The organism is Micromonospora sp. SD12, from assembly GCF_052068495.1.
Classification (GTDB): Bacteria; Actinomycetota; Actinomycetes; order Mycobacteriales; family Micromonosporaceae; genus Micromonospora; species Micromonospora echinofusca.
Genome location: NZ_JBQHDF010000001.1, coordinates 328,395 through 348,006 on the forward strand (window position 1 = coordinate 328,395; position 19,612 = coordinate 348,006).

Below are 19,612 nucleotides of genomic sequence, written 5' to 3' on the forward strand. Positions count from 1 at the left end.
ATGGCGATCATCGCGCTGGTGTCGGCGAAGGGCTCGCCGGGCGTCACCACCACCGCCCTGGCCTGCGCCCTGAGCTGGCACCGGCGGCTGGTGCTGGCCGAGTGCGACCCGGCCGGCGGCTCGATCCTCGCCGGCTACCTGGGCGGCGCGCTCGACGGCCCCCGGGGCATCGGCGAGTTGGCGGTCGGGGAACTACGCGACGGCAACCTGGAGTCGGCGTTCTGGTCGCAGCTGGTCGACCTGGACGCGCCGAAGCGGGAGCGGCTGCTGCTGCCCGGCGTCGTCGATCCCGTCCAGGCCGGCAGCGTCATCCCGCTCTGGCAGCGGTTCGCCGACTTCTTCGGCGCCCTGGAGGGCGGCGACCCGCCGTACGACGTGGTGGTGGACTGCGGGCGGCTGCACGTCGTCGGTCCACCGTGGCCCGTCCTGCGCGCCGCCTCGGTGGTGCTGGTGGTCAGCGGCGCCCGACTCCCCGACCTCTCCGGCACCCGGGCGATGGTCAGGACGATCGAGCGGGACTTCGCCGAGCACCGGGTGCCGTCGGGCACCCTGCGCCTGCTGCTGGTCGGCGACGGCCACGGCAGCGGGGAGGTCAGCAAGGCCCTGCGGCTGCCGGTCATCGCCCGGTTGCCGCACGACCCGCGTACGGCCGAGGTGCTCAGCCTCGGCGGCACGGTGCGGGCCGGGCGGCCCCTGATGCGCGCGGCCGGGGCCCTGGAGGTGCCGGTCGGGGCGCTGCTGGAACGCCGGCGCGCCCGGCTGGCCTGGCCCGTGTCGCAGGGGGTACCGGATGCGGTTTGAACCGGTCTCCGGCGACCCCCGCCGACAGCCGCCCGGCGCCACCTCGACCGCCCCGCCGCTGGCCCCGCCCAACGGGCGCCACCATCCCGTGCCGCTTCCGGTGCCGGTCACCGCGCCGCGGCCGGAGCAGCCCCCGCCCCGCGCCCGGGTCGACTTCCAGGTGGTCCGCGAGCTGCGCCGGGAACTCAGCGAACGGCTCGCCCTGTGGCAGCGCGGGCGGGAGTTCACCGTCGACGAGGAGGACACCGAGCGCGCCCGGCTCGCGGTGACGGTGGTGGCCGAGTACGCCGACGCGGTGCGCCGGGCCGGCACCCCGATGGCGGCCGGCGAGGAGCGGATCCTGCTCGACCAGGTGACCGCCGAGCTGGCCGGGCTCGGCCGCCTCCAGACGCTGCTGGTCGACGACACCATCGAGGAGGTGCACATCCTCGGCTGCGACCAGGTGCGCGTCACCCGGCACGGCGGCGGGGTCGACTGGGTGGAGCCGATCGCCGACAGCGACGACGAGCTGGTGGAGATCCTCCAGGCGGCGGCCCGCCGGGCCGGGGCCACCGAGCGTTCGCTGTCGACCTCCAAGCCCACCCTCGACCTGCAACTGCCCGACGGCAGCCGGCTCGCCGCGGTGTTCCTGGTCAGCCACCGCCCGTACGCGGTGATCCGCAAGCACAACACCCTCGACGTGAGCCTCGACGACCTCGCCGGTGGCCGGGGCGACCTGGACGAGATGGTCGACCCGCTGGTGCGCGACTTCCTCCGCGCGTCCATGCGCGCCGGGCTGAACATCATGGTGGCGGGCCTCGCGGGCGCCGGGAAGACGACCGTGATCCGGGCGCTGATGGACGAGATCCCGGCCGACGAGCCGTACGTGCTGCTGGAGGAGAGCCGCGAGCTGCTGCCGGCCCGCCGCCGGCTCAAGCACCGGGCGGTGATGAGCTTCGAGGCCCGGGAGGGGCACGGCGAGCGCGGGGCGGACGGCCGCCCGGCCGGCGAGGTGAGCATCGCCGACCTGATCCCGGTCTCCCTGCGGATGGGAGTGCTGCGGATCATCGTCGGCGAGGTCCGGTCCCGGGAGATCGTCCCGATGCTCCAGGCCATGACGACCAGCCGCGGTTCGATGTGCACCATCCACGCCCGTACGCCCGCCGGGGTCAGCGAGCGGATCATCGAGCTGGCGCTCGCACACGGCCGGGAGATGACCGTCGACCAGGCCCGCCGGATGGCCGGCAACGCGCTCGACCTGATCGTCTACGTCACCGTCGAGGACGAGACCGCGATCGGCGGGCGCAAGCACCGCTTCGTCTCGCACGTCGAAGAGGTCATCGGCGTCGGCGACGGCAACCGGATCACCACCACCCAGGTGTTCGGGCCCGGGCCGGACGGTCGGGCCGTACCCCGGCACCTGCCCGAGCGGATCCGCGCCCAGCTCCTGCGCGTCGGCTACGACGCCCGGCTGCTCAGCCGGTGGATCGAGGCCGGCACGGGCGCGTGGCGGCGGCCCCGGCACACCCGGCTCGGACGGCGGTGACGTCGGTGCTGGACAACGTCGAACTCGTCGCGGTGGCCTCCGGGGCCGCCTGCGTCGCGGGGCTGCTGCTGGCGGTCGTCGCGCTGGTCGGCACCCGCCGACCGCCCGGCGGCGGACCCGGCGCGGGCCGGGGCCTGGGCCGGCTGTGGAAGGGCCCGAGCGCCAACCCGCGCGAACAGCGGGCCCACCAGGCACTGCTGGTCGGCGCCCTGGTCGCAGGCGCGCTGGCCTTCCTCGTCACCGGACTGCCGGTGGTCGGGCTGCTGGTCGCGGTGGCCGTCCCGGGCACCCCGTGGCTGTTCTCCGTCGGCAAGGCCGAGCAGCGGGCCATCGCCCGCATCGAGGCGGTCGGCGAGTGGACCCGCAGGCTCAAGGACGTCTCCGCCACGGGCCAGGGGCTCCAGCAGACCATCATCGGCACGGTCACCACCGCGCCGGAGGAGATCCAGGAGGAGGTGCGGCTGCTCGCCGCCCGTCTCCAGGCCGGCTGGCTGGCCCGCTCCGCGCTGCTCGCCTTCGCCGACGATATCGGCGACCCGGTCTGCGACCAGGTGGTGGCGGCGCTGATCCTGCACGTGACCGACCGGGGCGAACGCCTCGGCGACGTGCTCGGCTCGATCGCGCACGCGGCGGCGGCCGAGGTCGCCACCCGCCGCGAGATCGAGGCGAAGCGCACCCAGCCCCGCTTCGCGGTCCGCTTCCTCACCGGGATGACCCTGGCCACCGTCGCGTACGGGCTGCTCAACACCGAATACATCAGCCCGTACGGCACGCCCTTCGGGCAGCTCGTGATGGCGGCGCTCGGCGCGGCCTTCGTCGGCCTGCTGGCCTGGGTGCGGTCGATGAGCCAGCCGCGCCGGCCCGCGCGCTTCCTGCCGGCCCCGGAACCGGAAGAGGTGCTCGCGTGATCGGTTCCGTGGTCCTCAACTGGCAGCTCGCCGTCGCCGTCTGCGCCGGGGCGACGGTCGGGCTGGGCGCCTTCCTGGTGGTCCGCGAGCTGGTGCCGGCCACCCCCGCGCTCGGGCCCGCGCTGCGCCGGCTGCACCAACCGGCCGGCGTCGGGCAGCTCACCGCGCCCGCCGACCGGCGGCTGGAGTGGCTCACCGGGCTGTCCCGCTGGCTGCGGCCACCGCACCGACAGCTCGCCCTGATCGACCGGTCGCCCGAGCAGTACGCCCTGTCGATGCTGCTCTCCGCGCTGATCGGGCTCGCCGCGCCGACGCTGCTCGGCGTCACCCTGTTCGCCGTCGGCGTCCGGCTGCCGGTGGTCGTACCCGTGCTCGGCAGCCTCGGGCTGGCGCTGCTCTGCGCCCTCGTCGCGCACCGGTCGGTGCTGGACCGGGCGGACAAGGCGCGCGACGAGTTCCGCCAGGCGGTCTGCACCTACCTCGACCTCGTCGCCCTGCAACTCTCCGCCGCGCACGGGCCGGTGCAGTCGCTGGAACGGGCGGCGGCGGTCTGCGACGGCTGGGTCTTCGACCGCATCTCCGAGGCCCTGCGGATCGCGCAGATGCAGATGCACTCGCCGTGGGACGAGCTGCGCGACCTCGCCGAGCGCATCGGTATCCCGGAACTGGGCGACGTCGGGGCGATCATGCGCGCCTCGGGCAGCGAGGGCGCGCAGGTGCACGAGACCCTGCGCAGCCGCGCCGACTCGCTGCGCGACCAGATCCGCACCGACAACCTGGCCCGGGCCGAGGGGGTGACCAGCCGGCTCGACATCCCCGGGGCGCTGCTGGTCTTCGTCCTGCTCGGCTTCGCCGTCTATCCGTTCATCGCCCGCCTGTGATCCGACCCCGAGAGAAGGAGCACGTCATGTCCGTCATCACCCGCCTGCACGTCGCGCTGACGACACGCCTGGCCGAGCTGCGCGAGGACGGCGAGCGGGGCGACAGCCCCGTACCCACCGCAGTGATCATCTTCGGTCTGGTCGCCGTCGCGATGGCGGTCACCGCCGCCGCCCTCGGCGCCGCCAACGACTGGATGGACAACATCCCCACCCACCAGGACCCGAAGTAACGCCGGGCCGTGCGCCGAGCGGACCCCACCCCGGTACGCCGGGCGGCCACCGTCGCCCGGCGTACCGCCCTGGCCACCCTCCGGGGGTTCGGCGCGGACGCCGTCCGGCGGCTCGGGGCCGGCGGGGCCGAACGGGGGGCCAACCCGGTCGAGCTGGCGGTGGCCATGCCGGCGATCCTGCTGCTGCTCTTCGCCTCGATCCAGACCGCGGCCTGGTTCGTCGCCTGCTCCACGGCGCTCAACGCCGCGCAGAGCGGGGTCAACGCGCAGCGGCTGCACCAGGCGCCGGCGGGGGCCGGTGAGGCCCGCGCCGTCCGGTTCCTGCGGGCCTCGGGCGGCTGGCTGGTCGGCTGGGAGGATCCCGCACCGAGCTGCCTGACCGCCGCGACCGAGGTGACCTGCACGGTGCGTGGTCGGTCCCTGTCGGTCGTCCCCGGGGTCAGCTTCCCCGTACGCCAGACCGCGCACGGGACCGTGGAACGGTGGACGACGCCGTGAGCCGTACCGCCGAGCGGGGCTCGGTCTCGATCGAGGTGGCGGTGCTCGCCCCGGCCTTCATCGCGTTGATCGTCCTGGCCGGCGTCGCCGGGCGTACGGCCGTGGCCGCCGAGGCGATCGACGCCGCCGCCCACGACGCCGCCCGCGCCGCCTCGATCTCCCGCGACGCCCGCACCGCCCGCGCCGAGGCCCGGGACGCGGCCCGCCGGCAGCTCGACTGGCGCGGCCTGAACTGCGCCGGCGCTCCCGAGGTGACGTTCAGCGGCGCGGTGCGCGGCGCCCCCACCAGCTTCGACGCGGCGTTCCGCAGCCCGGCGGGGCAGGACGCCTCGGTCACGGTCCGCATCGCGTGCACGGTCTCCTACGGGGACCTGCGCCTGTCCGTCCTGCCGGGGATGACCGCGAGTAAGCGCGTGTCGGCGAGCTTCACGTCGCCGCTGGACCGCTACCGGAGCCGGGGATGACCGCCACGGCCGGCCGGCACGACCAGGGCCGGGTGAGCGTCTTCCTCGCCGTGGCGATGGTCGGCGTGCTCTCCGTCATCGGCCTGGCCTTCGACGGCGCGGGCCAGCTGCGTACGTTGCAGCGGGCCGACAACCTCGCGGCCGAGGCCGCCCGCGCCGGGGGCCAGGCCATCGACCGGGCCACCGCCATCGAGGGCGGGCCGACCCGGATCAACCGTCCCCAGGCCCGCCGGGCCGTCGCCGACTATCTGTCCGCCGCCGGCGCCGCCGGCCACGCCGTCAGCTTCCCGGTCGTCGACGGTGAGACCCGGGTCCGGGTACGCGTCACCGTCACGCACCGCCGAGCCATGCTCGGCCTGTTCGGCTTCGACGAGACCGTCACCGTCTCCGGCGAGGCGACCGCGCGGCCGCTCACCGGGGCACCGTAGGAAGGGAAGGCAGCCATGGCCGCATCGGGGCGTTCCGCCGTACGGCGGACCGAACGCATCCTGACCGGGTTCGGCGCGCTCGTCGTGCTCTGCGCGGTGCTGGTCGGCGCGCCGGTGGCGCTGCTCGCCCTCGCCGGCAATCCGCTGCCCGACCACCTGCCCACCCTCGCCGAGGTCGGCTCGACGCTGACCAGCCGCGACGACGGGCGGCTCTTCCTGCGGGCGCTGGCGCTGGCCGGCTGGTTCGGCTGGGCCACGTTCGCCTTCTCCGTGCTGGTCGAGCTCGGCGCGCAGACGCTGCGCCGACCCGCGCCCCGGCTGCCCGGGATGAGTCGCCAGCAGCGGGCCGCCGCCGCGCTGGTCGGTTCGGTCGCGCTGATCCTCGCGGCCAGCCCGGCGGCGAGCGCCGCGACGGCGATGACCGGCCCGTACGCCCTGCCGGCGGCGCCGGCAACGGTCGCCTCGTCCGCCCCGGTCACCTCCGACGACGCTCAGGCGGTCTACCGGGTGGCCCGGGGCGACCACCTGGGCGCCGTAGCCCGGCGTTACCTGGACGGGTTCGCCGACTACCGGGAGCTGGCCGAGCTGAACCGGCTCGGCGACCCCGACCGGATCCACCCGGGTCAGCTGCTGAAGCTGCCCGGGGACGCCGAGGACCGGGGTGCCCGCCGGCACGCCACCGGCCGCCTCGTCGCCCGCCCGACCCCACCCGAGCCCGCTCGCCCGGCACCCGCTCGCCCGGCACCTGGGCAGGCTGCCCCGGAGCGGGCGACGCCGCCTCCGCCGGCAGCCGAGGCCCCCGTGCCGCCCCCGGCGGGAACGAACGCCGGTGAGGCCCCGACCGTGACGGTGGGAGCCGCCCGGGCCGGCGACCCCGATCGGGTGAACCGGCCTCTCGCGGTCTCCGCCGTCCTGGCGGTCGCGAGCATCGTCGGCGCGCAGATCGGCGCGGTCCTGGGCCTACGTCGCCGCCCGGGTCACGTACCGGCCGGCGCGGGCCGGGTCACGACCGCCGCCCGCCGGGGCGCCACCGCTCGCCGGGGCGCCACCACGACCCAGCGCGGCGCGGGTCACCGGGGTGCCGCCATCACCGCGTACGGCAGCACGATCGGGGTCGGCCGGGGCGGTACGGGCACCGGCACCTACGTACGCCCGACCGGTCAGGGTTCCGCGCACCCCACCGGCCACGGTCGCGCGATCACGCCCGCCCCCGGTGCGGCCACCGGCGCCGACGCCTACGACGAACTGACCGCGGGCACCCGTCACGGCCCCGTCCAGCCCGTCGCCAACCCGCCGGCCGGCCGGGCCCACCCGGGCTCGGCCCGCGACACCTCGATCGGCCGTCACCGCCGCCCGTGACCCGAACCTTTTTGATCGACACCGGGAAGGCCGGGGCCGCCAGCGGCCGGGAAGCCGGGGCGCGGCGGCCGGAAGGCCGTGGCCGGAGGTGCCGGCGGCCGGGGCCGGTCAGGGAAGACGGGTCTCCAGGACGCCGTCGACGATGCGGGTCGGCAGGACCTGCTGGTCGTTGCCGGACGGGCCGTGCACCACCTCGCCGCCGTTGAGGCGGAACGCGCTGCCGTGCCACGGGCAGACCACGCACGCGTGCCCGTCGATCTCCTGCACCTCGCCCTCGCCCAGCGGACCGCTCTGGTGCGGGCAGCGCTCCAGCATGACGGTCACCTCGTCGCCGTGCCGGTAGAGGATCACCGAGACGTCGTCGACCTCCCGGGTGATCAGTTGACGCTGCGGCAGGGTGGCCATGTCGGCGAGGGAGTGCCACCCGTCGCTCATCCGGTGCAGCTCGGAGATGCTCTGGTTGACCTGGGCGCCCTGCTTGTACGCGAGGTGCCCCCCGATGTACGCCCCCATGCTGGCCGCACCGAGCCCGAGGAAGCCGAGCGTACGGCCGAGGTTGTGCCGGCCGGTCATCCGGGCGGCCACCGAACCGGCGTAGAACGCCAGGCCGACGCTGTTGGACGCGGCGTGCACCAGGCCGACCCGCCGCTGGTCGCGGGCCAGTGCCGCCCAGTCGTTGAGGCCGGCGACGGCGGCCGGGAGGGCGCTGACGGTGCCCACCGCGCAGAGCGTGGTGGCGGCCCGGCGCTGCCCCGGCATGAGGTCCAGCACCGCCGTGCTGATCCACGCCCCGACCGGCACCTGCACCATCGCCGGGTGCAGCGGATGGCCCAGCCACACGCCGTGCAGCAGGTCACGGACCCGCTGCGGTCGGAGGGTGGCCTGGACGGCGCGCTGCAACCGGTCGCCGACCCGGTCCAGACCGGATGCCTGTTCGATCTTCGTCAGGAGTGCTCGCACCCGTACCGACTTCCCGGCAGGAGCCGCCGCAAACCGGTCGGCGGTGACGGATCCGCAACGGTACGTGAGGAGCGCCCCGCCGGCCCGTAACGGGACGCCCCCACCGAGGTCAGCGCTCCCGTGCCGCCCAGCGGTCGTGGTGGATCGCCTCGACCAGCGGGCGCTTCTGCCGCCAGCCGTGCCGGGCGAGGTCGGGTACCGCCTCGAAGTGGGTGACCGGCCCGAGGCAGAGCCACGCCACCGGCCGGATCCCGTCGGGGATGCCGAGCAGCTCGGCGAGCCAGGGCTCCCGGTAGAACGACACCCAGCCCACCCCGAGCCCCTCGGCGGTCGCGGCGAGCCAGAGGTTCTGGATGGCGAGGCAGGTCGAGTAGAGCCCGGTGTCGGCGATGGCGTGCCGGCCGAGCACGGCGGGGCCGCCCCGCGCCTGGTCGTGGGTGACCACCACCGACAGCGTCGACTCCAGGACACCGTCGATCTTGATGCGGGCGAACCGCTCGGCCGCCTCCCCGTCGAGCGTCGCGGCGAAGGCGTCCCGCTCGGTGTGCACGTGCCCGTGGAACCGGCGGCGCAGCTCCGGGTCGCGCACCACGACGAAGTCCCAGGGCTGCGAGTAGCCGACGCTCGGCGCGGCGTGCGCCGCCGCCAGCACCCGGTGCAGCGTCTCCTCGGGCACCGGCGCCCCGGTGAACTGGGCGCGTACGTCCCGACGGCGGTGGATGACGTCGTACAGATCCAAGGCAGGCTCCCGCTGCGCTCGGCCCACGCCACGCCGGACGCGGGCACCGGACGCGAGGCCGGTCTTCGGACTCCCGGATCGACGCCTGGCCGTCCGCCTTCCCGGCCCGGGCGGGCCAGTGGCTGCGCGTACGCGTGGACGGTGGCTCCCCGGTCACCGCGGCGGGCCCGTGCCGGATTCGCACCGGCTTCCCGATTCTCCCCGCTCGCGCGGGGCACCTCACATGATCGTGCCGTCGGCGATGCTAGCGCCGCCCGGCCCGCCCCGGTCCGGCGGGCGGCGCACTGCACCCGCAGCAGTGAAAATCCGGTCGCGGGCCGCACGCTCCGGTACCACTGTGGTCCGCGTGTACGCACTCTCCTCCCGCCCGCTGCCGGCCGGTCGACCGGCGACCCGACTGACGCTCGCGCTGGGGCAGCCCCGGGCCGTGCCGCCCCCGCTGCTGATGCTGCTCGGCATGCTCTCCACCCAGGTCGGCGCGGCCGTCGCCAAGCAGCTCTTCGGCAGCACCAGTGCGAGCGGCACCACCACGCTGCGGCTCGGCTTCGCCGCGCTCATCCTGCTCGTCCTTGCCCGGCCGGGGCTGCGCCTGGGCTGGTGTACCGCCGGTCTGGTCGCGGCGTTCGGGCTGGCCCTGGCGGTGATGAACCTCGCCTTCTACGCGGCCCTGGACCGGGTGCCGTTGGGCGTCGCGGTCACCATCGGCTTCGCCGGGCCGCTGCTGGTGTCGCTGGCCGCCAGCCGCCGGCTCGCCGACGTGGCATGGGCGGCGCTGGCCGGCGGCGGGGTGCTGCTGATCAGCGGGCTCGGCGGGACGGGGGTGGACCGGCTGGGGCTGCTGTGCTGCGTGGCCGTCGCGGTGGGCTGGGCCGGCTACGTGCTGCTCGGCAAGGCGGTCAGCGCCCGGGTGCCGGGCAGCCGGGGCCTCGCGCTGGGGATGGCCGTCGCCGCGCTGGCCGTGCTGCCGTTCGGGGTCGCCGGCAGCGGCACGGCCCTGCTCGACCCGTGGACCCTCGCGCTGGGCGCGGCGGTGGCGCTGCTGTCGTCGGTGCTGCCGTACTCGGCGGAGATGGCGGCGCTGCGCCGGATGCCGGCCCGCGTCTTCGCGATCCTGCTCAGCCTGGAGCCGGCGATCGGCGCGCTGGTCGGGCTGGTGCTGCTGGGTGAACTGCTGGCCTGGCCGCAGGCCGCCGGGGTGGCCTGCGTGGTCGGCGCCGCGCTGGGCGCCACCCTGGTCCGCCCGGCCCGGCCCGCCCCGCGCTGACACCCCTGGCGCCGCCGGCACCGCCGGGGGCATGCTGTCGGAATGGGCGTACGCGTCGAACGCGCCGCGGCGGTGACCACGGTGATCCTGGACCGCCCGGCGGCCCGCAACGCGGTCGACGGGCCGACGGCCCGGGCGCTGGCCGACGCGTTCCGTGCCTTCGAGGCCGACCCCGACGCCTCCGTGGCGGTGCTCTGGGGGGCCGGCGGCACGTTCTGCGCCGGGGCCGACCTGAAGGCCATCGGCACGCCGAGCGGCAACCGGGTCGAGGCGCAGGGGGACGGCCCGATGGGCCCGACCCGGATGACGCTCGGCAAGCCGGTGATCGCCGCGATCTCCGGGCACGCGGTGGCCGGCGGGTTGGAACTGGCGCTCTGGTGCGACCTGCGGGTCGCCGAGTCCGACGCGGTGCTCGGGGTGTTCTGCCGCCGCTGGGGGGTGCCGCTGATCGACGGGGGCACGGTCCGACTGCCCCGGCTGATCGGCGAGAGCCGGGCCATGGACCTGATCCTCACCGGCCGTCCGGTGCCGGCCGAGGAGGCGTACGCCATGGGGCTGGTGAACCGGCTGGTCGCGCCGGGTGAGTCCCGGGCGGCGGCCGAGCGGCTGGCGGCCGAGATCGCCCGGCACCCGCAGACCTGCCTGCGCAACGACCGGGCGGCGCTGCTCGCCGGCGCCGGCCTGCCCGAGCCTGAGGCGATGGCGGGCGAGCTGGCGTACGGGATGGACTCGCTGGCCGCCGACGCCGCCGCCGGGGCGGCCCGGTTCGCCGCCGGCGCCGGCCGGCACGGCGCCCCGGCCTACTGACCAGGGCAAGGCCCGGCTGGCACGCCCCGGCCCACTGACCGGGCGAAGGTCCGGCCGGCACCGCGCCCCGCCCACTGATCGGCGAAGGCGCGACCAGCGCGCGCCACGCCGACGGCCGGGCGGGAGGCCGGACGGGGCCGGGCGGTGCGGCCACCGCGCGTTCGGTGGCCGCACCGCCCGGGGTTCCGGCCGCCACCACGGGCGGCCGGGGCGGGTCAGTTGCGGTTGATGGTGAACGTCGAGGTGGTGTTCTGGATGTCCACCGCGTTGTTGCTCAGCCGCAGGTTGTTGAAGGTGACCGACCCGACGGCCGGGCCCTGCCCCGCCTCCGGCATCTGGTTGGCCCAGATGCCGAAGCCGGACTTCGCGTCGTAGGCGTCACCGCTCTTACGGGCGCCGCTGATGGAGACGTTGGTGAAGACCGTGTCGGTGATCGGGAACTGCGGCTGCCCACCGACGTAGTTGGTCTGGAACATGATGCCGCTGTAGGTCGGGTCGACGATGTCGACGTCGCTGACCCGGATGCCCTGGAACACCTTCGAGGCGGAGAAGACCCAGATCGCCGGGAAGGTCTGCGCGCCCCAGAAGTGCCCGCCGGCCCGCACGATCGAGATGTTCTCGAACCGGGTGGGCGGGCTGGCGCCGAAGCCGTTCATCGGGTAGCCGAAGTCGAGCGAGCTGATGGTGATGCCGGAGTACACCAGCGTGTCCGCGATGTAGATGTTGCGGAACGTGTTGCCGTAGCCGCCGTAGACGGCCACGCCGGCGGCCCGCCAGGTCAGGGTCGAGGTCAGGTTCTCGTAGATGTTGTCCTTCATGTCCGCGCCGCCCGCGTCGATCGCCGAGAACAGCGCGAAGCTGTCGTCACCGGTGGCCCGGGCGTCGTTGTTGCTGACCAGGTTGTTGGTGCTCCCGTTGGTCATGTTGATGCCGTCGGCGAACATGTTCCGGATCCGGGAGTTCTTGATCGTCATGTGGTCCGTGTTCGCGCCCCAGTAGAGGCACACCATGTGCTCGTTCCAGATGTTGTCGATCACGATGTTCGACACGTTGGCGAAGTCGAACACCTTGCCCGGCCCGTCGATCCGCGACGTGTAGTTGCCGAAGTAGGCGAAGTTCGCGAAGGACGATCCGGCCGCCGAGTTCTCGGCCCGGAACCCGATGTCGGTGTTGTCCTGCGCGGACGGCGCGTTGAACCGGGTGTACCAGGGCCCCGCGCCGGTCACCTTGACCGCCTTGCCGTACACCTGGAACTTGCTGGCGGTGGAGTAGTTGCCCGCCGGCAGGTATACCCCGACCAGGTTGCCGGTGGTGTCCATCCGCACCCGGTCCAGGGCGTTCTGCACGTCGGAGTGGGTGAAGCCGGTCGGCGTGGTGTAGCGCGCCGGGTCCGGGTTCGCGATCGGCGCCACCTGCTCGGTGTTGATGAAGTCGATGGCGTACGTGGTGGTGTTGGCCGGGTCCTTCTGGAGCCGGATCCGGCTGCCGGCCGGCACCGTGGAGTTGAGCATGACGTTGGCTTCGTCGTAGATGTGCCGCGGTCCGCCCGCGCTCGGCGAGTTGCCCGGGCTGGCCTCGTTGCCGTAGAGCCAGGCGTACCGGGACGTCAGGTCGATGGCCTTGTGGAAGCTGCCGTTGACGTAGACGTTCAGCGTCGAGTTGATGCCGCCGCCGCCCGGGGCGTCCGGGATGGAGAAGCGGGTGACCAGGGTGTTCGTGCTGGCCCGGGTGGTCCACTCGACGTAGCTGCCGGTCGAGTTGAGGGTCACCGCCCGCCGGCCGGACGCCTCACCGGCGAGGTCGCCGACGGTCCGGTTCGGCCCGACGACGCTGGCGCCGCCACCGACCACGCCGTCCTCGGCCTCGTACATGTCGTACGGCATGTTGGCGCCGCGCCCCACGAAGAGCGCGCGGTCGCTGGTGTTGTTGGCCTGCTTGACCGGCAGCTCGTTGCCGTCGGCCGCGAGCACCACCCGGACGGTGTACTTGCCGTTCGCGGCCGTCCAGGTGCCCAGGTTGACCGGGCCGACCGTGGCCCCGGCGTTGATCACGCCGGAGTACGAGCCGGTCAGGGTACGGACGACCGTGCCCGCCTCGTTGAGTACGGTGAGCGTGATGCCGTGCGCGCCGGACGCGGAGGCGATGCTGCCGGCGTTGCGGATCGACACCGAGAAGCTGACCGTGTTGCCGGCGGCGGGGGTGCCGGGCGACCAGGCGATCGCCGAGGCGACCAGGTCGGAGCTGGCGACCGGGCTGACCACCAGCGGGCCCGGGTTGGTGAAGCTGTTGTTGGTGTCGTCCTGCTCGACGACGCTGTTCGACTCGTCGACCTTCGCGCTCAGCGGGTAGCTGCCCGCGTCCCGGGTGCCGATGTTGGCGGTGACCGTGGTCGAGGCGCCCGCCGCCAGGCCGCCGACCGGCGCGGTGCCCACCCGGTTGGTGCCGAGGTAGAAGTTGACGTTGGTGGCGCCGGAGGCCGCCGAGCCGGCGTTGCGGACGGTGGCCGAGAGCGTGACGGTGCTCGTCTCCACGGGCGCGGACGGGCTGAACGACATGCCGGTCACGGTCAGGTCCGGGTTCGGCGCGGGGGTGCCGATGACCTGGAACTCGGCGACCTGGCCGGCCGGGGCGCCGGTGTTCGAGGCGATCGAGAGCCGCACGTCGGCCGCCGCGCCGGAGACCGGGATGGTCACCGTGTTGCCGCTGGTCGGGTTGAAGCTGTAGTTCGCGGCACCGACCCGGGTGGTGAAGGTCGAGGAGCCCTGGTCCCGGCCGAGCACGGTGATGTTCTGGGTACGCGCCCCCCAGGCGGAGTCCGGGTTCAGCTTGAGCACGACCTGGCTGAGGTTGGCGTTGGCGCCGAGCTGCACGGTCAGCGTGCTCGGGTTGCCGTTGCCCTCCCAGTAGGTGGCCACGTTGTTGTCGTTGGCGTTGCTCGCCACGAACGTGTGCACGTGCCCGGAGGCGGTGATGGGCTTGCCGACCGCCAGGTTGGTGCCGACGGGCGGGTTGCCGGTGCCGGTCCGGGTCACGGTGTTGCTGTTCGCCGACTGGTTGCCGGCCGCGTCCCGGGCCCGGACGTGGTAGGAGACCGTGGCGCTGTCCGGCTGGCTGTCGGTGTACGTCAGCGTGGACCCGTTGACGCTGCCGCGCAGCGCGCCGTTGGCGTAGACGTCGTACCCGGTCACCCCGACGTTGTCGGTCGACGCGGACCAGGTCAGCCGGATCTGTCCGCTGGCGGGCTGGGTGTACGCGAGGCTGCCCGGGACGCTGGGCGCCTGGGTGTCGGGGTTGCCGGCGGCGCCGTAGACCTCGACCTCGGAGAACTGGGCGGCCGGCCAGCCGGTGTTGCCGGTGACCTGTACCCGGACGTACCGGGTGCTGGTCGCGGTGAAGCTGACGGTCGCGGTGTTGCCGGTGGCCGGGTTGAACGTGTACCCGCCGGACGCCTTGAGGGTGCTGAACGACGAGCCGTTGGTGGAGCCGAGCACCGACAGCGTCTGGGTGCGGGTCTGCCAGGCCGACGACGGCGGCAGCTTGAGCACCACTCGGTCGACGCTGACGGTGGCACCGAGGTCGGCCTGGATCCACTGCGGGAACGCGTTGTTGGCGCTCTCCCAGTAGGTGTCGGCGTTGCCGTCGTTGGCGTTGCCCGCCACGTAGTTCTGGTTGTGGCTGCTGGCGCTCATGGTGGCGGAGAGCCCGGCGAGCAGGGCGGCGCGGGCGGCGGTCGCGGCCGGGTCCGCCGGTGGCGCGGCGTCCGCCGGGGTCACGGCCGGGACGGCGGTGAAGAGCAGCCCGGCGAGCACGCCGGCGAGCAGCCGTCGGTTGGCCGGGCGGATGGACCGGGGGACGGGACGGCGCGCGCCGGTCGGCGCGGTCCCGGGTCTGGTGCCGAGTCTGGACATGGTGTCGCTACACCTCTTTCGGGGGTGGGGTGCGGGTGCGTTGCCCGGTGACGGGCGCAGGGGTACGCCCGTCGTGCCGCGACAGGTGGGGACGGTGCGGGAGGGGGGTCGGGGCGGCGCTGCGCCGGGCCACCGGGCTAGCCGGAGTAGACCTCGAACTCGCTGAGCTGGCCGGCGGGCCAGGCGCTGTTGCCGGTGAACGTCAGCCGCAGGTACCGCTGGCTGGTCGCCGCGAAGGTCACGGTGACCGTGTTGCCGCTGGCCGGGTCGAAGGTGTGGCCGGCGGAGGCCTTCAGGGTGGTGAACGACGAGCCGGTGGTGGAACCGAGCACCGACAGCGTCTGGGTGCGGGTCTGCCACGCCGAGGACGGCGGGAGCTTCAGCACGACCCGGGACACCGACCGGTTGGCGCCCAGGTCCACCGTCAGCGACTGTGGGAACGCGTTGTTGGCGCTCTCCCAGTAGGTGTTCGGGTTGCCGTCGACCGCGTTGGCCGCCACGTACACGTCGGCGTGGCTGGTTCCCGCGGCGGGTCGGCCGAGCGCCAGGTTCCCGTTGGTCGGCGGCGGGGTCGTCGGTGGCGGGGTCGTGGGCGGCGGGGTGGTGGGGCCGCCGCCGTACACCTCGAACTCGGAGAGCTGCGCCGCCGGCCAGCCCGTGTTGCCGGTGACGGTGACCCGGACGAACCGGCGCTCGCCGGCCGGCACGCTGATCGACACCGCGTTGCCGCCGGCCGGGTCGAACGTACGCCCGGCCGACCCGGCGAGGGTGGCCCACGAGGAGCCGTCGGTCGAGCCGAGCACCGACAACGTCTGGGTCCGGCGCTCCCAGCCGGCGGGCAGCTTCAGCACCACCCGGTCGACGGTGCGCGCCGCGCCCAGGTCGACGGTCAGCGACTGCGGGAACGCGTTGTTGGCGCTCTCCCAGTAGCTGGCCGCGTTGCCGTCCACCGCGTTCGCCGCGACGTAGTTCTGGTTGGTGCTGGACGCGGTCGCCGGCCGGCCCTGCGCCAGGTTCCCGCCGGTCGGCGGCGGGGTGGTCGGGGGCGCGGTGGTCGGCGGCGTCGTCGGGGGCGGGCTGGTCGGCCCGCCGCCCCACTGCGGCTCGGGCCACGGCCCGCAGTACGGCGTCGCCGTGTACCAGCCGGAGTTGCCGGTGCCCTGGGTGATCTGGAAGCCGCTGCCGACGCAGTTGTGCATCGGGTTGGCCTGGGCGATCCCGGTGGCCCGCACGTTGGTGAAGGACACCTGGCTGGGCGCCTGCACCTGGAGGGCGTACGTGCCCGCGCCGTCGATGCGCACGTTGGTGAAGCTGATCCCGCTGGTCTGCCCCTCGATCCAGTGCAGCGCCGCGTACGAGCTGTCCAGGATGTCGGTGTCGGTGACGTTGATCGCCGCACCCTGGATGGGCTCGTTGAGCGCGGAGAACCAGATCGCGCCGACGCCGAAGCGCCAGTTGTAGTCCGAGTTGCCGTTGCGGATCAGGGTGTTACGGGCGACGGTGATCGTCCCGGAGACGGCGGTCGGGCCGGTGACGCCGGGGTAGCGGTTGGCGACGTGGATGCCGCCGCCGTTGGTGACCGAGTCGGCCGTGACGTTGTCGGTGATCCTGATGTCCCGCCCGCCGTACGTCACCAGGTGGTTGGCGAGGATCGTCACGCCGATCGTGTTGCGGGTGAAGGAGTTGTTGACGTTCGGCACGCTCTGCGCCCACATGGCGAGGGCGTCGTCGCCCGTGTTGCGTACGAACGTGTTGGTCACCGTGGAGTTGGTGACGCCCCAGTGGAAGTTCACCCCGTCGGCGGTCTGGTCGAGGATCCGGCTGTTGCGGATGGTGAAGTTGTCCATCGGGCCGTCCATCCAGGCCCCGACCTTGGTGTGCTGCATCCAGACGTTGTCGACCACCGAGTTCGACATCGCTCCGCCGATGGCGTTGACCTGGTCCTCGTCCACCCGTTCCCGGATGTCGCCGATGATGGCGAAGTCGCGCAGCGTGACGTTGCGGCTGGGACCGCCGGCCTCGTGCGGCCGGATCTCGCCGCTGTAGCCGCCGCCGGGGACGTACTTGCCGTAGATGCCGGCGGCCCGCTTGCGGTCGGTCGGGTGCCGCCCGCCGAGCACCGAGTACCACGGGCCCGCCCCGCGCAGCGTCACCCCGTCCACCACGACGTGGTCGAAGAGGGTGAACGTGCCGGTCGGGATCCAGACGGCCCGCCCCTGGGCCCGGCCGGCGTCCACCGCCGCCTGGAACCTGGCGGTCGAGTCGGTCGCGCCCGTCGGGTCGGCGCCGAAGTCGGTGACCACGTCGAGCACGCCGGTCGGCTTCGCGACGGGGCCGCCGACCAGCTCGAAGTCGGCCAGGTCGATGGTGAACGTCGGCGACTGGGCGGTCGAGGAGACCTGGAGCCGGATCTTCGTGCCGGCCGGGTACGTGGTCCCGAACATCGTCCGGGTCTCGTCGTAGAAGTGGTGCGGGTTGGTGTCGCCCGGGTTGTTGTTGAACGGGTAGCCGCCGTAGTACCAGCCGTACCGCGAGGTGACCGGCACCGCCTTGACCAGCGTGCCGTTGGCCCGCAGGTCGATGCTGGCGTCCCGGCCGGTGCCGGCGGCGTTGTCCGGCAGGCTGTAGCGGAAGGTCACCGCGTTGGCGGGCGCGGTCAGGGTGAACTCGACGTACTCCCCGACGGCGTCGAGGGTGACGGCCTCCCGGCCGGACGCCTCGGACGGCAGCGTGCCGTAGCGCCGGTCCGGGCCGATCCTCGTGCCGGTGTGCGCGACCTCCTCCGCCTCCTGCTCGACGAACGGGACGGTGGCGCCCCGTCCCGGGATGTCGAACGGCGAGAGTCCCGCCGCGCGGGCCGGGGTCGCGGTGGTGGTCAGCGCGACGACGGAGATCGAGGCGGCGGCGAGGGCGGTTCCGGTGAGGGCGGCGAGCCCCGCGCGGATGCGGCGTCTTCGCTGGTGGTGCCCGGTGGTGTGGTCGGCCATGAGCGGCGCTCCCTTTCCTTGGATGGCCAGGTCCCCCGTGTCGTGCGGTGCGGTGCGCGTACCTCCCTGTCGGCCTCGGCCGGCGCGGGCCGGCGGGGTGGGCGGTACCGGCGGCCGGGACGGGCCGCCGGCGACCGTCGGTCAGGCCGGCGCGGGCCGCGTGTCCGTCGCGGCCGTCGGGGCGGGTGTCGCCTCGGCGGTACGCAGCCAGACGGCGGTGTCCGGGGGCAACCGGTCGTCGTCGAGCGGCCCGCTGGCCAGCAGCCGGTCGGTGTGGGGCGGCAGCGGCACCGCCGCGTCCGAGAGATTGACGAGGCAGGCGAAGCCGGGTGCCCGCCGGAAGGCGAGCACCCCCTCGGGGGCGGGCAGCCAGCTCAGCTTCCCGTCGCCGAGTGCCGACTCGGTGCAGCGGATGGCGAGGGCGGCCCGGTACAGCTCCAGCATCGAGTGGGCGTCGCCGGTCTGGGCGCTGGCGGTGCGGTCCTTCCAGTCGGCCGGCTGGGGCAGCCAGGGCGCGGCCGTCGCGTCGTCGGGGCTGAAGCCGAACGGCGGCGTCTCGCCGGACCACGGGATCGGTACGCGGCAGCCGTCCCGGCCGGGATCGACCCCGCCGGAGCGGACGTGCATGGGGTCCTGCCGCAGCTCACGGGGGATGTCCTCGACCTCCCAGAGGCCCAACTCCTCGCCCTGGTAGACGTAGGCGGCGCCGGGCAGCGACAGCGACAGCAGCGCGGCGGCCCGCGCCCGGCGGGTGCCCAGCTCCAGGTCGGTGGGGATCCCCTCGCGCTTGGCGGCGAAGCTGAACGTGGTGTCCGTCCGGCCGTAGCGGGTGACGTGCCGGGTGACGTCGTGGTTGGAGAGCACCCAGGTGGCGGGGGCGCCGACCAGCGCGTGCGCGCTCAGCGTCCCGTCGATGCTCTCGCGGAGCGCCGAGGCGTCCCAGGCGCAGCCGAGGAAGTCGAAGTTGAACGCCGCGTGCAGCTCGTCGGGGCGCAGGTAGTTGGCGAACCGCTGCCGGTCCGGCATCCACACCTCGCCGATCAGTGCCCGGTCGCCGGGGTACCCGTCGGCGATACGCCGCCAGTCGCGGTAGATCTCGTGCACCCCGTCGAGGTCGCGGAACGGGTGCGGCCGGTCCGGCAGGGTCTCCGGCAGCGTCCCGTCCTTGACCAGTAGCCCGGCCGAGTCGATCCGGATGCCGTCGACCCCCCGGTCGAACCAGAACCGGAGGATGTCCTCGAACTCCGCCCGCACCCGGGGGTGCTCCCAGTTGAAGTCCGGCTGCTCGGGGGCGAACAGGTGCAGGTACCAGTCCCCGGGGGTGCCGTCCGGGTTCGTGGTCCGGGTCCACGTCTCGCCGCCGAACTCGCCGACCCAGTCGGTGGGCCGCCGCTCGCCGTTCGGGCCCCGGCCGGGACGGAACCAGAACAGTTCCCGCTCGGGTGCGCCCGGCCCGCCGGCGAGCGCCGCCTGGAACCAGGGGTGCCGGTCGGAGCAGTGGTTCGGCACCACGTCGACGATGGTCCTGATGCCGACGGCGTGCGCCTCCGCGATCAGCGCCTCCGCCTCGGCCAGCGTGCCGAAGACCGGGTCGATGTCGCGGTAGTCGGCCACGTCGTAGCCGGCGTCGGCCATCGGGGAGGGGTACCAGGGGCTGAACCAGATCGCGTCGACGCCCAGCGCGGACAGGTGGTCCAGCCGGGACCGGATGCCGGCGATGTCGCCGATGCCGTCGCCGTCGCCGTCGGCGAAGCTCCGTGGGTACACCTGGTAGATCACCGCTCCACGCCACCACGGACCGTTGTCTGCTGTGGACACGAGCACCTGCTTTCTGCGTCAGTGCGTCGGCGGGT

The 19,612-nt window shown here is 74.2% G+C and carries 15 protein-coding genes, 1 pseudogene and 1 riboswitch; of the genes and pseudogenes, 11 read left to right on the forward strand and 5 right to left on the reverse strand.

Going from position 1 to position 19,612, the window contains the following annotated elements:
- The 9 genes and pseudogenes from ACTMS2_RS01525 to ACTMS2_RS01565 all read left to right on the forward strand — a co-directional run.
- Entirely contained in the window at positions 1-801 is an 801-nt protein-coding gene (locus ACTMS2_RS01525; protein ID WP_441173699.1) for a ParA family protein, read from the forward strand.
- Complete coding sequence (locus ACTMS2_RS01530) at positions 791-2,326, forward strand: ATPase, T2SS/T4P/T4SS family (protein WP_441173700.1); 1,536 nt, start codon at positions 791-793, stop codon at positions 2,324-2,326. Before ACTMS2_RS01525 ends, ACTMS2_RS01530 begins: the two co-directional genes overlap by 11 nt.
- Entirely contained in the window at positions 2,287-3,234 is a 948-nt protein-coding gene (locus ACTMS2_RS01535; protein ID WP_441173701.1) for a type II secretion system F family protein, read from the forward strand. The genes ACTMS2_RS01530 and ACTMS2_RS01535 overlap by 40 nt, the downstream gene beginning before the upstream one ends.
- Positions 3,235-3,242: 8 nt before the next feature.
- Positions 3,243-4,115, forward strand: a complete 873-nt coding sequence (locus ACTMS2_RS01540) for a type II secretion system F family protein (protein WP_441174079.1) — start codon at positions 3,243-3,245, stop codon at positions 4,113-4,115.
- Between the two features lie 26 nt (positions 4,116-4,141).
- Entirely contained in the window at positions 4,142-4,345 is a 204-nt protein-coding gene (locus ACTMS2_RS01545) for a hypothetical protein (protein ID WP_250102226.1), read from the forward strand.
- 69 nt (positions 4,346-4,414) lie between these two features.
- Positions 4,415-4,843 (forward strand): TadE/TadG family type IV pilus assembly protein, encoded by a 429-nt coding sequence (locus tag ACTMS2_RS01550; RefSeq protein ID WP_441174080.1) that lies wholly within the window; start codon positions 4,415-4,417, stop codon positions 4,841-4,843.
- Positions 4,828-5,307 (forward strand): TadE/TadG family type IV pilus assembly protein, encoded by a 480-nt coding sequence (locus ACTMS2_RS01555; RefSeq protein ID WP_441173702.1) that lies wholly within the window; start codon positions 4,828-4,830, stop codon positions 5,305-5,307. Before ACTMS2_RS01550 ends, ACTMS2_RS01555 begins: the two co-directional genes overlap by 16 nt.
- Positions 5,304-5,735, forward strand: a complete 432-nt coding sequence (locus ACTMS2_RS01560) for a pilus assembly protein TadG-related protein (RefSeq protein ID WP_441173703.1) — start codon at positions 5,304-5,306, stop codon at positions 5,733-5,735. The genes ACTMS2_RS01555 and ACTMS2_RS01560 overlap by 4 nt, the downstream gene beginning before the upstream one ends.
- A 15-nt stretch (positions 5,736-5,750) precedes the next feature.
- A pseudogene (locus tag ACTMS2_RS01565) lies at positions 5,751-6,758 on the forward strand (LysM peptidoglycan-binding domain-containing protein); the annotation flags it as partial.
- A gap of 444 nt (positions 6,759-7,202) precedes the next feature.
- Here the strand turns inward: ACTMS2_RS01565 and ACTMS2_RS01570 are convergent.
- Entirely contained in the window at positions 7,203-8,054 is an 852-nt protein-coding gene (locus ACTMS2_RS01570; protein ID WP_441173704.1) for a Rieske 2Fe-2S domain-containing protein, read from the reverse strand.
- 109 nt (positions 8,055-8,163) lie between these two features.
- On the reverse strand, positions 8,164-8,793 hold the full coding sequence (bluB, locus tag ACTMS2_RS01575; RefSeq protein ID WP_441173705.1) for a 5,6-dimethylbenzimidazole synthase: 630 nt from the start codon (positions 8,791-8,793) through the stop codon (positions 8,164-8,166).
- A 50-nt stretch (positions 8,794-8,843) separates the two neighbouring features.
- Positions 8,844-9,018: riboswitch (cobalamin riboswitch) on the reverse strand.
- Positions 9,019-9,139: 121 nt separating this feature from the next.
- On the opposite strand from bluB, the gene ACTMS2_RS01580 reads away from it, so the two are divergent.
- Both ACTMS2_RS01580 and ACTMS2_RS01585 read left to right on the forward strand, forming a co-directional pair.
- Entirely contained in the window at positions 9,140-10,057 is a 918-nt protein-coding gene (locus ACTMS2_RS01580; RefSeq protein WP_441173706.1) for an EamA family transporter, read from the forward strand.
- 42 nt (positions 10,058-10,099) lie between these two features.
- Positions 10,100-10,864, forward strand: a complete 765-nt coding sequence (locus tag ACTMS2_RS01585) for a crotonase/enoyl-CoA hydratase family protein (RefSeq protein WP_441173707.1) — start codon at positions 10,100-10,102, stop codon at positions 10,862-10,864.
- A 215-nt stretch (positions 10,865-11,079) separates the two neighbouring features.
- Here the strand turns inward: ACTMS2_RS01585 and ACTMS2_RS01590 are convergent, their stop codons facing one another.
- The 3 genes from ACTMS2_RS01590 to ACTMS2_RS01600 all read right to left on the reverse strand — a co-directional run bounded on the left by ACTMS2_RS01590 (position 11,080) and on the right by ACTMS2_RS01600 (position 19,577).
- Complete coding sequence (locus ACTMS2_RS01590; RefSeq protein WP_441173708.1) at positions 11,080-14,772, reverse strand: discoidin domain-containing protein; 3,693 nt, start codon at positions 14,770-14,772, stop codon at positions 11,080-11,082.
- Positions 14,773-14,909: 137 nt separating this feature from the next.
- Entirely contained in the window at positions 14,910-17,759 is a 2,850-nt protein-coding gene (locus ACTMS2_RS01595) for a galactose-binding domain-containing protein (protein ID WP_441173709.1), read from the reverse strand.
- Positions 17,760-17,900: 141 nt separating this feature from the next.
- Positions 17,901-19,577, reverse strand: coding sequence for a glycoside hydrolase family 13 protein (locus tag ACTMS2_RS01600; protein ID WP_441173710.1), 1,677 nt, complete (start codon positions 19,575-19,577; stop codon positions 17,901-17,903).
- Between the last annotated feature and the right edge of the window lie 35 nt (positions 19,578-19,612).

Coding starts and splice junctions, on each gene's coding strand:
- ACTMS2_RS01545 (WP_250102226.1), top strand. CDS start 4,142: ATGTCCGTCATCACCCGCCTGCACGTCGCGCTGACGACACGCCTGGCC.
- ACTMS2_RS01530 (WP_441173700.1), top strand. CDS start 791: ATGCGGTTTGAACCGGTCTCCGGCGACCCCCGCCGACAGCCGCCCGGC.
- ACTMS2_RS01595 (WP_441173709.1), bottom strand. CDS start 17,759: ATGGCCGACCACACCACCGGGCACCACCAGCGAAGACGCCGCATCCGC.
- ACTMS2_RS01560 (WP_441173703.1), top strand. CDS start 5,304: ATGACCGCCACGGCCGGCCGGCACGACCAGGGCCGGGTGAGCGTCTTC.
- ACTMS2_RS01590 (WP_441173708.1), bottom strand. CDS start 14,772: ATGTCCAGACTCGGCACCAGACCCGGGACCGCGCCGACCGGCGCGCGC.
- ACTMS2_RS01585 (WP_441173707.1), top strand. CDS start 10,100: ATGGGCGTACGCGTCGAACGCGCCGCGGCGGTGACCACGGTGATCCTG.
- ACTMS2_RS01525 (WP_441173699.1), top strand. CDS start 1: ATGGCGATCATCGCGCTGGTGTCGGCGAAGGGCTCGCCGGGCGTCACC.